This is a genomic window from Deinococcus sp. (genome assembly GCF_018260405.1).
Taxonomy (GTDB): Bacteria; Deinococcota; Deinococci; order Deinococcales; family Deinococcaceae; genus Deinococcus.
Map to the genome: position 1 here is coordinate 1 of NZ_JAGLBG010000011.1, position 13,506 is coordinate 13,506.

The following is a 13,506-nucleotide window of genomic DNA, read 5'->3' on the forward strand; positions in this document are numbered from 1 at the left end:
ACCTGCTCGAAGGCCCGCGCATTTTCTTCCTCGTTGCCCTTGACCGGAATAAACGCACTCATGCCACCAATCGCCGGTGCGCCGCGTCTGTGGCAGGTGCGGATGGCGAGCTTGGAGTAGCTCTGCATCATCGGGGTCGCCATCGTGACCTTGGCGCGGTCAGGCAGCACGCGGGTCTTGTCGCTGCGGAACTTCTTGATGTAAGAAAAAATGTAGTCCCAGCGCCCGCAGTTTAGCCCCGCCGAGTGGTCGCGCAGCTCATACAAAATCTCATCCATCTCGAAGGCGGCCACGATGGTCTCGATCAGTACCGTGCCCTTGATCGTGCCGTGTGGCACGCCCCGCGACTCCTCGGCGTAGGAAAAGACATCGTTCCACAGCCGCGCTTCGAGGTGCGATTCCAGTTTGGGCAGGTAGAAGTACGGCCCGCTGCCGCGTGAGAGCAGTTCCTTGGCGTTATGGAAAAAGTACAGTCCGAAGTCAAACAGACTGCCCGACATGGTCTGGCCATCGACCGTAACGTGCTTTTCGGGCAGGTGCCAGCCGCGTGGTCGGCACAGCAGGACGGCGGTTTTGTCATTTAGCTTGTAGCTTTTGCCGTTTTGTTCCAGCGAGATGGTGCGGCGAATAGCGTCGCGCAGGTTGATCTGGCCTTCTACACAGTTCTCCCAGGTGGGGCTGCTGGCGTCCTCGAAGTCGGCCATAAAGACCCGTGCGCCGCTGTTGAGCGCGTTGATAATCATCTTGCGGTCCACCGGCCCGGTGATTTCCACCCGGCGGTCTTGCAGGTCGGCGGGCAATGGCGCAATTTTCCAGTCGCCTTCACGCACACTCCTGGTTTCGGGCAGGAAGTCGGGCATCTCGCCTGCGTCCAGCTGCTTCTGGCGCTCCTCACGGGCCGCTAGCAGTTCCAGGCGGCGGGCACCGAAGCGGCGCTGCAAGTCGGCCACAAAGGTCAGGGCTTCGGGCGTCAGCACCTGCTCATAGCCTTCCTTGATGGGGCCAGTGATGTTCATTCCGTCGGGCAGTTTAAGGTCGGTCATGTTCGGAAACTCCTTGAATCGGGGTGTAAACGGGGCCAGCAGCAACTCAACTTTGAACGTTATTTTTCATTGTACAGCAATCGAGTTCATGGCGTGAAACTCCGGGCGGCCAGGCCGTCTCTATTGCAGGGACAGCTGAGGCGGCGTGACTGGGCGGGAAACTGACGCACGCGGCGTGGCGCAAGCGGAAAGTGGCGCTGCCTGGAACGGTGCTGCTGGGCGCGGGATTAGCGGCAATAATGCAGCCATGCCACAGCGTCCCCTGAGTCTGCCGGAGGTCAATGCCCTGAGTCCTGACGAATTTACCCGCTACTTTGCGGGCGTGCTGGAATACTCGCCCCAGTACGCTGCCTGGGCCGCGCAGCAGCGTCCTTTTGCCAGTGCCGAGGCTGTAGCGGGCGCCTTCAAAGACGCCGTGGCCGCCGCTACTGCCGAGGCCCAGCGCCAGCTGATCCGGGCCCATCCTGACCTCGCTGGCAAGGCCGCGCTGGCCGGTGAACTCACGGCGGAAAGTACCCACGAGCAGGCTTGTGCCGGTCTGGACCGCCTCAGCAGAGAGGAATACAGCGAGTTCCACCGCCTCAATGCCGCTTACCACGAAAAATTCGACTTTCCCTATGTGGTGTGCGTGCGTGAACATACCAGGGAGACCATCTTCGAGGGCGCACGCCGCCGACTGGCCCATACCCCCGAGGAAGAGCAGTTGGCCGCGCTGCACGAGATTAGCCGGATTGCCCGTCTGCGCGTGCTCGATCTGGTGCGCCAGGAACCGGGCGAGGAAAAGAACGAACAAAACAGGTGACCCGGCGACGATGCAGATCACGCCCTCTGCTGCCGCCGGGTCGGGTTCGTTGCCAGTCGCTGTCCACCTGCCTCAGCAGCGCGGGGGTCTGGCTCCGCGAATTTATGTGTTCTGTACGCTAACGCGTTCCTTTGCTCTCCCCGCTGCCAGCCTGCCAGCACGTCTCCCCGCTGCCGGAGACTGCTAGACTAGGCCGACCACAATGACATAGGCGTCTAAGTATCTTGCCTGGTCGTCTGTTTCCAGCGGTGCCCCCGGCCCCTTTCCGCGCTCGTAAAGCCTATGTTCGTAAAGTAGGTGCCCCCAGGAGCAAATAGCATGTCCGGAACCCAGCAGCCCACCCAGAAGGTCAAGGTTAACGTCAGGCTCGGCGACAACAACTACGGCAAGGCCGAAGTTCAGCTGATGAAAATTAGGCGTGATCGTCCCAGTCATGAACTCAAGGACGTGCGCGTGCGGGTGGGGATGTACGGCGATTTCGATGCCGCGCACACCAGGGGCGACAACACTGACCTGATCGCCACCGATACCGTGCGGAACACCATCTACGCGCTGGCCAAAGAAGGGTTTGGCGGCAGTATCGAGGAATTTGGCAAGGAACTGGTTAGGCATTTTGTGGGTACTGGCCCCAAGGTGACGGGAGCCTTCGCGGAATTTACTGAGCACCTCTGGGATCATGTGCAGGTGGCCGGGCAACCGCATAACCACTCCTTCGTGCGTCAGATGCCTAAGCACACCGCCCGCGTGGAGAGCCGTGACGGTCAGACCTTTCAGGTGACTTCCGGCATCGAGGAACTGTATGTCCTGAAAACCACGCAAAGCGGCTGGGAAGGCTTTTTGCTCAAAGAGCGCTTTACCACCCTGCCCGAAACAAACGACCGCGTGATGGCGACCTTCGTGACCGCCAAGTGGGAATACGCCGTGGACAGCTGCGACTACGACGCCGTGTGGCAGGCCGTCTTCAGCCAGATTCAGGAGACCCTGACCGACCACTACTCGCCCAGTTTGCAGCGCACCCTGTATCTGATGGGCGAGGCCGTACTGGGCCGCTGCCCGGAAATCTCGCGGATCTGGTTCCAGATGCCCAACAAGCATCACCTCAAGTACAACCTTGAACGCTTTGGCCTGGAAAACAACAACGAGATCTATCATGTGGACCCCGAGCCTTATGGCCTGATGGAAGCCTGGGTGGAGCGGGCCGAGTGAGTCAGCCCTCTCCCCGTGCTCCGGCCCATTCCGGCCTGACCACCCATGTCCTGGACACGGCGCGGGGAAAACCGGCTCAGGGTATCCGGGTCGAGCTTTACCGGGTGGCAGCCGAAAGCGGCGGCGAAACGCGCCAGAAGCTGACCGAGACGGTGACCAATCAAGATGGCCGCACCGACGCGCCGCTGATCGAACGCGGTTCGCTGATCCCCGGCACCTTCGAGCTGACCTTTTACGTAGCCGAGCATTTCCGGGGGTTTCCGGGCGTGTCTGAGCCGCCCTTTTTAGACCGGGTCACGCTGCGGTTTACCGTTCCAGACACCGCCGGGCACTACCATGTGCCGCTAGTAGTGACGCCGTGGTCCTACAGCACCTACCGGGGCAGTTGATCTGATCGGATAGAATCCGAAAAATTCCGTCTGGCGCGCTTATATTTTAAAGAAATAGGTAAACGCTTGTATGCAAAATAGCGGGAATAGTTTACCCATACCAGGCGTATATCGCTAGCTTACCGAGCGGTCAATACCCGTTAATCAGCTCTCCCGCGCCAGGCCACACCGACTTCCCGCTATGGTGTGGTCGTGCACGGTGTGACCACAGTCTTTGAGCAGGAAAATAGAAAACTACAAATTACCCGCTATGGGCAGGGTAGACCAGTGATCTTCATTCACGGCCTGAGCGGGTCGGGCCACTGGTGGAAGCGCAATCTGCCCGCGTTCACGCCGCATTTCGCGGTGTACGTTGTCGAACTGGTGGGGTACGGCAACGCCCACCGGCAGCGGTCGCTGGGTGTCCAGGCCGACGCCCGGATGATCGCCGCCTGGCTGGAGCAGGCCGACCTGACAAAAGCCGCGCTGATCGGCCACAGCCTGGGCGGGCAGATCGCCACGCGGGTCGTGGCCCTGGTGCCGGGGCGCATCCACGAGCTGGTGCTGGCCTGTTCCACCGGCCTGCTCCGGGGCAACCTGGTTCAGCTGGCTCTCAAACTGCCCCGCGCCGGGGTGTCGGGGCGACTCAGCTTTTTGCCGCGCATTCTGGCCGATTCAGCGCGGGCGGGCCTGCCGAACCTGTGGCGCACTGGCCAGAGCCTGCTGCTCGACGACGTGACCGAACTGCTGGCGCTTATGCAGGTCAAGACGCTGGTCATCTGGGGCGGGCGCGACGTGCTGGTACCCGCTTCACTCGGGCGGCAACTCGCCCAGGCCATTCCCGGTGCCCGCTTCTACGAAATTCCCCGTGCCGGACACGTCGTGATGGTGGACGCTCCCGAAGAATTCAATCGCACCGTCCTCGATTTCCTGAGCGCCGGAGGATGAAGGGCCGCAGCACGGCTCACCGGGAGGGAGGTCACTCCGAATTTACCCGCGTCGGCGGCTTGTGGACCCACGCCTGGGTGCGGGGGCAGGGGAGAGCGCTGGTGATCGTGCCAGGACTGGGCTGCGCGTCATGGATGTACCAGCGCGTTTCGCGTGAACTGGCGCGGGAACGCAAAGTCTATCTCTACGACCCCCCCGGCCACGGCTGGAGCCAGGGCGAACGCCACCTGCCCCGGCGTATAGAAGAATTGACCGACCACCTCGCCGCGTGGTTGCAGGCGGTGGGCCTGAGCCAAACCGCGCTGTTCGGGCACTCGCTGGGGGGCGAGGTGATTCTTGATCTGGCGGCCCGCTACCCGCACCTGATATCGGCGCTGATCGCCTGCGCCCCGACTGGCGTTCCAGACAATCCGCACATTACCTTGCAACTTCTGCGCCTGCTGCGCGACCTGCCGCGCGAGCGTCCCGGACTGCTGCCGCTGGGCCTCAGTGCCTACTGCCGCTGCGGAGTGCGCCGCATGTACGCTTTGGCCCGCGATCAGGAAAAGCACCAGACCCAGCCTTTGCTCGGGCGTATTCGGGCACCCACCCTATTAGTGGAGGGAAACCGCGACCCGGTCATTCACGCCTGGACCATCGAAACGATTGAGCGCGGAATTCCCGACGCCCTCTCCCGCACCATCTACGGCGGAACCCACGCCCTGACCGATTCAAACCCTAAAACAGTGGCCCGTCTGACCCTTGACTTTCTAAAACTGACTGAAGAGAAACGTGACACCAACTGGGCAAACAAACTGAAATCTGGCGAATCTGAGAAATAATGTTGCTTTACTCCCCGAATAATCAGGCCATCAAGCAATAGTGTTGCTAAATCCTGGGCCAAGCGGTGTAAGATGAACACATGTTTGAGGACACCCACAACGAACACGTCTTGCTGACTCCTGGCCCGACACCGATTCATCCCCGCGCGCAGAAGGCGCTGATGCGCGGGATGCTGGGCCATATGGACCCGGAAGTCTTTGCGCTTAACCGCGAGATTCAGGCCGATCTGCGCGTCATGTACGGCACGGAACCCGAAGCCTTTACCGCCCTACTGGCTGGAACAGGCAGCCTGGGGATGGAGGCGGGGTTTGCCAACCTGGTCGAAAAGGGCGACGAGGTTCTGGTCTGCGCCAACGGCAGCTTTGGCCGCCGCATGGCCGAGATGGCCGCCCGTTACGGAGCGAAGGTTCGGCTGGTCACGGCCCCGCTGGGCGAGGCGATCAACCCGCAAGACGTGGCGGACCATATCGACGGCGTGGCTATGGTCGCTGTCGTGCACGGGGAAACCAGCACCGGCGTACTGAATCCGGTTCCCGAAATCGCCGAACTCGTGCGCCGCAGCGGGGCCCTCTTTACTGTGGACGCCGTGACCACTGCCGGAATGGAACCGTTCAAGATGCAGGACTGGGGCGTGGACTATGCCTACACCGGGGCGCAGAAGTGCCTCTCGGCTCCTCCCGGCCTGGCCCCGATTGCCGTTAGTGAACGGGCCTTTGCCCGCTTTGATTCGCGCCGTAGCCCCACGCCGCTGTGGTACTGCGATTTCGGCGGTCTGAAGGACTACTGGATCGACCATACCTACCACCACACCGTCCCGGTCAACCTGCACTACGCCTTTCACGCTGCGCTCCAGGCCGCGCTGGAAGAAGGACTGGAAAACCGCCAGCGCCGCGTGCGACTGATGGGCCGCGTGATTACCCGTACGCTGGAGTTCTACGGCTTCTCGCACTACGTCCGCAAGGAAGCCGACCGCCTGCCGACGGTGCTGGCCCTGCGCCTGCCCGAAGGCTTCGACGATGCCGGGGTGCGCCAGGCCCTGCGTAAACGGGAAATCAGCGTTACAGGCGGCCTCGGCCCGACTGCGGGCGTGATCTGGCGGCTGGGTCTGATGGGCGAAAGTGCCCACCCAGAGCCTTACCGCAAGTTGATGGCGGCGCTGCAAGACCTGATGGGTGAACCCGGTCTGCTGGCCCGCTATGAGGAAGTGCTGGTCGAGGAAGCAGTCCAGAAACCCTCCCTACTCTCTGTCTGAGTGCCAGTGCTGGGCGGCGCTTTACTAGTGCCTCCCACTGGCGCCTCCAGCCGCGACAGCGACCTGCAACAACCCCGAGCCGCGTCCGCTGACTAGCCTTAGCACCGGGGCACCGCCCTCGACGGCTGGCAGGAGAGGCGCTGGCAGGAGAGGCGTGGGCACTGAGCACCCAGGGAAGTGCCGGGCTTGTTCCTTTGCCCCGGCTCAGCGAGACTGCGCCTATGACCGAAACTTCTGCGACTGGAACTCCACTGCCCCCCACCCTGGCCGACTCGTACAAGGCGCTGGCCCGTGCCTGGGCTGCCACCGTTACCGTGGTCACGCTGCTCGACCAGCACGACCAGCTTGACGGCTTTACTGCCACTGCCTTTCTAACCGTTTCTATCGACCCGCCGATCATTCTGGTATCGGTGCAGCGCACCTCGTTGGCCAGTGAAGCCCTGAAAAACAGCAAGGCGTTTGCCGTCAACCTGCTGGGCCAGGGTCAGTCGGAGCTGGCTAACACCTTTGCCCGCCCGGTGGCCCAGCGTAAGGCCGCCTGGGACACGCTGAAGTACGCAGCAGGCCCCGGCGGTGTGCCGCTGCTCCAGGGTACGGCGGGGGCCTTCAGCGCCAGGGTGCGTGAAGTGATCGAGGCCGGAGACCACCTGCTGGTGCTGGGCGACGTGCAGGATGTCCATCTGCATGAGGGCGGCCACACCCTGCTGTACCATAACCGCAAATACGGCACGGTCGAGTACCACCCCGAACAACAGTAGAGCGCCGCTGTGGTGTGCTAGCCCACCAGCTGCTGAAGCTCACTCTGGGCAGGGAAGGGGGTTCAGCAGCTGGCGGTGGTAAAGCGTGTAGGGTTCAGTTCGCCCGCAAAGCCGCTTTAACGGCGGCGTTGGCGTCTAGCAGAGGCAATCCGCTGGCCCAGTTCACACTGCCGATCAGCAGGGCGCGGGTCTGGCTGGCCGTTAGTTTCGGGTTGGCGGCCCGCATCAGGGCGGCGACGGCGCTGACCTGTGGGGCGGCAAAACTGGTTCCGGCGTCCAGTATGTAGCTGTTGTTCGGTGCCAGCAGCAGCAGGTCTTGGTCCAGCGTCGCGCCGTCACACCCGCCCTCGTACCCCGCGCCGCCGGGGGCCACGATATCCAGCGTACGGTCGATTCCGTTGCCGGGGCGGGCGCTGTAGCAGGCCAGGGCCGAGTCGCTGCTGCCGGTGCTGCCCACGGCAATCACGCCGGGCAGGTTGGCAGGGTAGTACACCCCCTGATCTGGCCTATTGCCCGCCGCGACGACCACCACTGCGCTTTGCTGCGCCTTGAGGATGCTGTTGGTCAGCACGGTATCCCCGCTGTTTCCCGGTTCGCCCAGACTCAGGTTGATGACCCTGGCCCCCCTACTGACCGCGTCGTCGATGCCCAGAGCAATCTGACTGGTCGTGCCGCCATCGGCGGCGAGCACTTCCTCGGAAAGCAGCTGGGCGTTCCAGACGATTCCGCTCAGGCCGCTGCCGTTGTTGGTATTCGCCGCGATCAGACCGGCTCCGGCGGTGCCGTGTCCGGTTCCGGTTGCGGCAGGGAGCCGCGCCGCCCCCACAGTGATCCGGTTTTTCAACTCGGAATGGGCCGAATCGAGCGGCGTATCGACCATGGCCGTCAGTGCCCCCTGCGGAGTTAGGCCGCAGATCGCCAGCGTGTTCCAGGCCTGCGGCACGCGGGTACGCGTCAGGTAGGTCTGAAACATTTTGAACTGGCCCACCAACAATCCGCTGTTGCCCGGAAAGCCAGGGTCGTCGACCATCCCCAGCGCGTGATAGATGAAGTTGGGCTGAACATTCAGCCCCGCCGCCCTCAGGGTTCTGGCAAACGCCTGATCGGTCTGGCCGCCGGGTGTTTCGGCCCGCTGCACGCCGGTTGCCACAGGCGTCAGCTTCAGGCCACTCAGTCTGCTGGTGGCCTGGGCGCTCAGTTGGCCGCTCCCGATAACCAGCACCTCGCCAGCAACGTGCGGGGCGGCCCAGTCCGGCGCGGTCTGCGTGCCTGGGCCAGTAGTCACGGCTTGCCCAGTGAGCAGGGCCGGGGCCATGACGGGGTTTAGCCCCGCTGGTTGACTGCTCAGTCCAATCGCGGTCTGGCAGGCGGCAGAAAGGGAACTGCCGTTGCCTCCCGTGGTTTTGGGCGACTGGGTGCAACTGGTGATCAGCAGGGTCAGGCCCAGCCCCAAGCAGAGAAGCAAAGAAACTTTCACAGTTGTTAGAGTACCGAGTTTAGGGGCCGCACAGTTCATTCTCAGGTGATACAGATTGCCGTCTGTTTCGTTGAGAGTTCGGAAGGACGCCGGATGGCTGACTCTACGCCTGGAACCCGTTTCCTTCCCACTCGCTCTGCGGCGCAGCCCTACGAGTCCGCTCGGGTTGCACGGTTTTTGCAGCTCTTCTTACCGGGCGGCCTTATTGGGCAGCCACAACTGCGCCGTCCCACAACGCATTGACGTTACTGGTCACGACTTTTTGCCCTATTGCCAGGCCGCCGATGACCGCCACCGCGTCCTCGGAACCCTGCTGACCGCTGAGGCCGAGCTGCACCGGGGTACGCACCGCCTTGCCGTCCTTGACCACGTACACGTAGTTCTGGCTGCCGATACGGGCCACGGCGCTGGTCGGCACAGTGGGGGTACCGCCGGGCACGTCGGTTTCGATGGTCGCCGTCGCCACCATCCCGGCGCGGAGTTCAGGGTTGCTGGTTGCCAGAGTCGCCTCAATCGGGTAGAAGTCCCCGGTCGCCACCGAGCTGGGGTTGATCGCCGTGATCTTGGCCGGGTAGACCTTGTTGGGGAAGGCGTCGAACTTGACTTTGAGCTTATCCCCGGTTTTGATTAGGTTGGCCTGAGTCGAGGGAATAGTCGCCACGATCTTGCGCGGCTCTCCGGCCACGATGGTCAGCAGCGGCAGGGCGGGCGAGGCCACTTCGCCGGGCTGGGCGTTGCGGGCCGAAACCACCCCGTCAATCGGGCTGGTGATCACGGTCTTGGCAAGCGTGACTTTCAGGTTGTTGATGACGGCCTGCGCCCCTTGCACCGAAGCCCCGCCCGCATTACGGCTGGCGACCACGGCGTTATCGTACTGGGTCTGGGCATTTTGCACCTCCTGAAGTGACGCGCCGCCGTCGGCGTACACCGCCTTGAGGCGATCAAGCGTGCGGGCGGCCTGCGCGAGATTGGTCTGCGCCGCCGTTCCGCCGTTCTGAGCCTGGGCCAGTCCGGCCTGAGCTTGGGCCAGTTGCGCCCGGATAGCGCTGTCATCAATGCGGGCCACCACCTCACCCCTGTGAACCTGATCGCCCACCTGCGGCGTCAGGCTCAGGATGGTGCCAGTCACCTGCGCCGTGATATTCACGTTGCTGCCCGAAGTCAGGGTGCCGACCACGTTTAGGTTGGTCTTAAGGGAGTTGGCCGCGGCAGTGGTGGTCTTGACGTTGACTGGCGTACTCGACGGATCACCCAGATCCACTGTGACCGAGGCGCTGGCCCCAGGCCGCAGTTTGGCGTGGTCGGCGTCGGTCAGGTAGATGGACACCGGAATGACCTGCTCGACTTTGGTGAAGTTGCCGCTGTCGGCCCCGCCGCTGGGCAGAATCGAGAACGAACCGGCGGTGGCCTGCCCGATTTGCTGCACCACGCCGGTCAGGGTCTGGCCGGGCAGCGAGTCGAGCTTGACGTGTACGGTCTGGCCGGGCTTGATCTTGGCGATCTGGCCTTCTTTGATGTTGGCCGAGATGTAAGAACTCCGGTCGTCGGCAATAACCGCCAGCGACTGCCCGGCAGCGACCATCTGACCGACCAGGGCGGCTGTCTGAATGACCGTCCCCGAAATGGGGGCGCGAATCAGCGAGCGCGAGGCGGTCAGCGGAGCGACCTGTGAGAGTGCCCCGGCGTTGGCGGCGCTCGATTGGGCCACGGTGCTGGTGTCGATCTGGCCGATCACGTCGCCCGCCTTGACGGGGGTGCCCACGGCCACGTTCCATTGCAGCACGCGCCCCGGAATTTCGGGGGTCACGGCGGCGGTGTTGGCCGCCACGCGGGCGTTATCGGTGCTGACGTGGTGCGAGCCGTTGTAGGCGTAGTAGCCCACGATGCCCGCCACCCCGAGCGCCGCCACCAGACCGATGGTGATGCCCATGGCCCGGTTGCGCTTGGGCTTGGGCGCGGCAGGCACCGTTTCCCTGACTGGCCCGTCTTCCCTGATCGGTTCAGCTGGTGTGGTCGGCCGCGCACTACCGGGGGCCGCGCTGCTGGAAGTCGAAACGGTGTTCACCTCGGGGGCGGCGGAAGCCACGATCACTTCTTTCGCTTGTTGTTCAGTGCCGGAAGGCTGGCGCGGGTTATCTGAATCTTTGTTGATTCTGGTCATAGGTTGTTTCCTTTTTCAGTTGAGTGGAGCGCACGGTTCGGTGGGGGCCGGAGCTTACTCCATGATGTGGCCGGGTTCGTCGGATTTGACCTGACCTTTGCGCAGGAAGAGGGCCAGTCCGGCGCACCCCACCAGAGACGCGGCGATGATGACCATCACGATGTCGAAGGTGTTGGTAAACGCGGTCGTCGCCATTTCGCGCTGCCACAGCGACATGAAGACGATCCGGGCCTGATGAAAGCTCATGCCGGTGGCCTGAAGCTTGGCGACGCCCTCTTGCATCAGGTTCGTCTGCACCGGGTTGCCCTGCTGCATCAGGTTGGCGTAACCCGCCACCTGCAAGTGGTTGTAGTGGTCGAACATCTGCACCATGATCACGATGCCGAAGGTGCCCCCCAGGCGGTTGACGATGTTGGTGATGGCGCTGGCCTGCCCGGACTGTGCGGGCGGAATTTCGGACATCGAAGCCGACTGCGTGGGAATCATGGCGAGGCCCATGCCTACCGAACGAACACAGTTCCACAAGATGATAGTTACGACCGGAGTGTCGATAGTCAGGTCACGGAACAAGAACATGCCGTAGGCCATCACCAGCAGCCCCACCGGAATCAGGATTTTGGGGCCGATCTTGTCGTACAGGCGCCCGGCAATCGGCATGATCATCCCGGTCAGCAGGGCGGGCGGCAGCTGTTGCAGGCCTGACTGGAACGCCCCGATGCCGCGAATGGTCTGTAGGTACACCGGCAGGTAGAACAGCACACCGAACATCGAAATACTGATGAGCATAAGCAAGACGTTGGCGATACTGAAACTCGGGTACTTGAACAGCCGCAGGTTGAGGAGCGGCTCTTCAATACTCAGTTCCCACCAGATGAAGGCGATAAAAGACATCAGGCTGATAAACAGCAGCAGCACCACCGGTTCGGCACTCCAGCCGCCCCAACTGGCCTGTTCGCTGGTCGCCAGCAGGAGCGTGAAGAGGGCCAGGGCAATACCGACCGCGCCGGGAAAGTCGAATTTGCCCGCATTGCCCGGCGGAAACTGGTGAACCCGCCGCAGGGCCAGAAAGATCCCGATGATCCCGATGGGCAGGTTAATCATGAAAATCCAGCGCCAGTTGACGAACTCGACGAGGTAGCCGCCCAGGGTCGGGCCGATGGCGGGGGCCAGCAGCACGGCCATGCCGAAGATGCCGCCCGCTGCCCCCAACTGGTTGCGCGGCACCATGCGGATCATCATGGCCTGCACGGCGGGCATGATCAGGCCGCCCCCCACCGCCTGGATGATGCGGAAGAAGATCATGCTGTTTAGGCTCCACGACAGCCCGCACAGCACCGATCCGATGGTAAAGATGACCAGGGCGACCATATACATGTTCTTCAGGCCGAATCTGGCCCCCAGCCAGGCCGAGAGCGGCGTGATCACGCCCAGGGCCAGGGTGTAGGCCGTCGAGACCCACTCGATTTTGGCCTGATCCACCCCGAAGATGTTCATCATGTCCGGGATGGCGACGTTCACAATGCTGGTGTCCAAAATGGCCATGAAGGCCCCGATCACCAGGATCAGTAGCGGGGCCATCCAGGTGTTGCCGGGCATGGTGGTGGGAGCCGCAGCAGCCGGGGCGCTCATTTCCCTCCGGCGCTCGCACTGGGGTTGGGGGTGCCTGCCAACAGGTTGTAGTAGGCGGTCAGCACGCTGTCGTCGGCCTGCTCACGGGCCAGCTTGGCCTGCCCGTAGGCGATCTGGCTTTGCAGCAGGGCCAGCTGGCTAATAAGGCCCTTGGCGTAACGCGCCTGGTCGGCGGCGTATTGCCGCTCGGCGTTTTGCAGCGCCGTGAGCTTGACGCTCCGGTTCTTGATCGCCTGGAGGTAAGAGTTGTACAGCCCCTGGGTCTGAATCCGCAGGCCGCGCGAGGCGTTTTGAGCCGCCGACTGTGTCTGCTGAAGCTGGGTCTTGAGCGCGTTGATCTGCGAGGCCGACACAGCGATGGGGTCGGCGAGATTCAGCTGGAGTTGCAGCGCGGCGCTGCCCTGCTGGGCCTGGATGTAGGCGGGGTTACGGGCCACCACGGTATCCACGACGCTGCTACTGACATTGTCGGGCACGGCGCTGGCCGGAATCGGGGCCACCGAGGTAAACGGTCCGACCAGGCTCATCAGGTTGCTGGTCGCCAGGTTCAGGCCGTCGCGGGCGGTATTCAGCGTCTGCTGCGCGGCGGCTGCCTGGTTCTGGGCAACCTGCGCGGCGATCTGGGTGCCGCCGCCCTTGGCGTACTGGGTCTGGGCGACTTTGGCGGCCTTGGTAGCCAGGTCGAGCGCCTGGGTTGCCAGGCTCACGCCGTCCTGAGCTTCAAGCACCTGGGTGTAGGCCTGGGCGATCTGGGCGTCGGCCTGGGTGTCAGCGCTCTTGACGCTCGCCACGGCCAGCTCATAGGCCTGCTGCGCCCGGAGCAGGGTGACCTTCGTCGCCAGCGGGTCGGCCTTGGCCTTGGCGTATTCGGACTGGGCGTTGCTTAGGGCGGTGCGGGCGGCGATCACGTTGGGCTGGTTGCCGCTCTTGGCAAGGGCGCTTGCCAGACTCAGCGTGGCGGCCTGGGCGGAAGCGGCGCTTAGCGAAAGCAGCAGGGCGGTGGTCTTCAGGAAACGGCTGGTGTGTGTCATTTTGTTCTC

12 protein-coding genes are annotated in these 13,506 nt (G+C 63.2%); 7 read left to right on the top strand and 5 right to left on the bottom strand.

What is annotated here, in order from left to right; translation table 11 throughout:
• The coding region (locus QZ269_RS02920) for a malate synthase A (RefSeq protein WP_291424135.1) at positions 1–1,043 on the bottom strand (1,043 nt) is incomplete at its 3' end.
• A gap of 145 nt (positions 1,044–1,188) precedes the next feature.
• On the opposite strand from QZ269_RS02920, the gene uraD reads away from it, so the two are divergent.
• From uraD to QZ269_RS02955, 7 genes are all read left to right on the top strand, one after another.
• Positions 1,189–1,845 carry a 2-oxo-4-hydroxy-4-carboxy-5-ureidoimidazoline decarboxylase gene (gene uraD / locus QZ269_RS02925; RefSeq protein ID WP_291424137.1) on the top strand — a complete coding sequence of 219 codons (657 nt, stop codon included), beginning with the start codon at positions 1,189–1,191 and terminating at the stop codon, positions 1,843–1,845.
• A gap of 318 nt (positions 1,846–2,163) precedes the next feature.
• Positions 2,164–3,051: a factor-independent urate hydroxylase gene (pucL, locus tag QZ269_RS02930; RefSeq protein WP_291424139.1), complete on the top strand. Its 888-nt coding sequence runs from the start codon at positions 2,164–2,166 to the stop codon at positions 3,049–3,051.
• Complete coding sequence (gene uraH / locus QZ269_RS02935; protein WP_291424141.1) at positions 3,048–3,440, top strand: hydroxyisourate hydrolase; 393 nt, start codon at positions 3,048–3,050, stop codon at positions 3,438–3,440. The genes pucL and uraH overlap by 4 nt, the downstream gene beginning before the upstream one ends.
• Before the next feature lie 267 nt (positions 3,441–3,707).
• Entirely contained in the window at positions 3,708–4,367 is a 660-nt protein-coding gene (locus tag QZ269_RS02940; protein ID WP_367272193.1) for an alpha/beta fold hydrolase, read from the top strand.
• Positions 4,364–5,188 (top strand): alpha/beta hydrolase, encoded by an 825-nt coding sequence (locus QZ269_RS02945; RefSeq protein WP_291424145.1) that lies wholly within the window; start codon positions 4,364–4,366, stop codon positions 5,186–5,188. Before QZ269_RS02940 ends, QZ269_RS02945 begins: the two co-directional genes overlap by 4 nt.
• 80 nt (positions 5,189–5,268) lie before the next feature.
• Positions 5,269–6,441: an alanine--glyoxylate aminotransferase family protein gene (locus QZ269_RS02950; protein WP_291424147.1), complete on the top strand. Its 1,173-nt coding sequence runs from the start codon at positions 5,269–5,271 to the stop codon at positions 6,439–6,441.
• Positions 6,442–6,662: 221 nt separating this feature from the next.
• Positions 6,663–7,199 (top strand): flavin reductase family protein, encoded by a 537-nt coding sequence (locus QZ269_RS02955; protein WP_291424149.1) that lies wholly within the window; start codon positions 6,663–6,665, stop codon positions 7,197–7,199.
• 94 nt (positions 7,200–7,293) lie between these two features.
• Here QZ269_RS02955 and QZ269_RS02960 read toward each other — a convergent pair whose 3' ends face one another.
• The 4 genes from QZ269_RS02960 to QZ269_RS02975 form a co-directional block, all read right to left on the bottom strand.
• The gene (locus tag QZ269_RS02960; protein WP_291424151.1) at positions 7,294–8,676 is read right to left on the bottom strand and encodes a S8 family serine peptidase; all 1,383 of its coding nucleotides are present in this window, start codon (positions 8,674–8,676) and stop codon (positions 7,294–7,296) included.
• 202 nt (positions 8,677–8,878) lie between these two features.
• On the bottom strand, positions 8,879–10,837 hold the full coding sequence (locus QZ269_RS02965; protein ID WP_291424154.1) for an efflux RND transporter periplasmic adaptor subunit: 1,959 nt from the start codon (positions 10,835–10,837) through the stop codon (positions 8,879–8,881).
• Positions 10,838–10,891: 54 nt separating this feature from the next.
• Positions 10,892–12,466 (bottom strand): MDR family MFS transporter, encoded by a 1,575-nt coding sequence (locus QZ269_RS02970; RefSeq protein WP_291424156.1) that lies wholly within the window; start codon positions 12,464–12,466, stop codon positions 10,892–10,894.
• Positions 12,463–13,497 carry a TolC family protein gene (locus QZ269_RS02975; protein WP_291424158.1) on the bottom strand — a complete coding sequence of 345 codons (1,035 nt, stop codon included), beginning with the start codon at positions 13,495–13,497 and terminating at the stop codon, positions 12,463–12,465. The genes QZ269_RS02970 and QZ269_RS02975 overlap by 4 nt, the downstream gene beginning before the upstream one ends.
• Between the last annotated feature and the right edge of the window lie 9 nt (positions 13,498–13,506).

What these genes read in the sequence shown, in the direction of transcription:
- pucL (WP_291424139.1), top strand. Translation starts at nt 2,164, where the DNA reads ATGTCCGGAACCCAGCAGCCCACCCAGAAGGTCAAGGTTAACGTCAGG.
- QZ269_RS02945 (WP_291424145.1), top strand. Translation starts at nt 4,364, where the DNA reads ATGAAGGGCCGCAGCACGGCTCACCGGGAGGGAGGTCACTCCGAATTT.
- QZ269_RS02950 (WP_291424147.1), top strand. Translation starts at nt 5,269, where the DNA reads ATGTTTGAGGACACCCACAACGAACACGTCTTGCTGACTCCTGGCCCG.
- QZ269_RS02955 (WP_291424149.1), top strand. Translation starts at nt 6,663, where the DNA reads ATGACCGAAACTTCTGCGACTGGAACTCCACTGCCCCCCACCCTGGCC.
- QZ269_RS02965 (WP_291424154.1), bottom strand. Translation starts at nt 10,837, where the DNA reads ATGACCAGAATCAACAAAGATTCAGATAACCCGCGCCAGCCTTCCGGC.
- QZ269_RS02970 (WP_291424156.1), bottom strand. Translation starts at nt 12,466, where the DNA reads ATGAGCGCCCCGGCTGCTGCGGCTCCCACCACCATGCCCGGCAACACC.
- QZ269_RS02975 (WP_291424158.1), bottom strand. Translation starts at nt 13,497, where the DNA reads ATGACACACACCAGCCGTTTCCTGAAGACCACCGCCCTGCTGCTTTCG.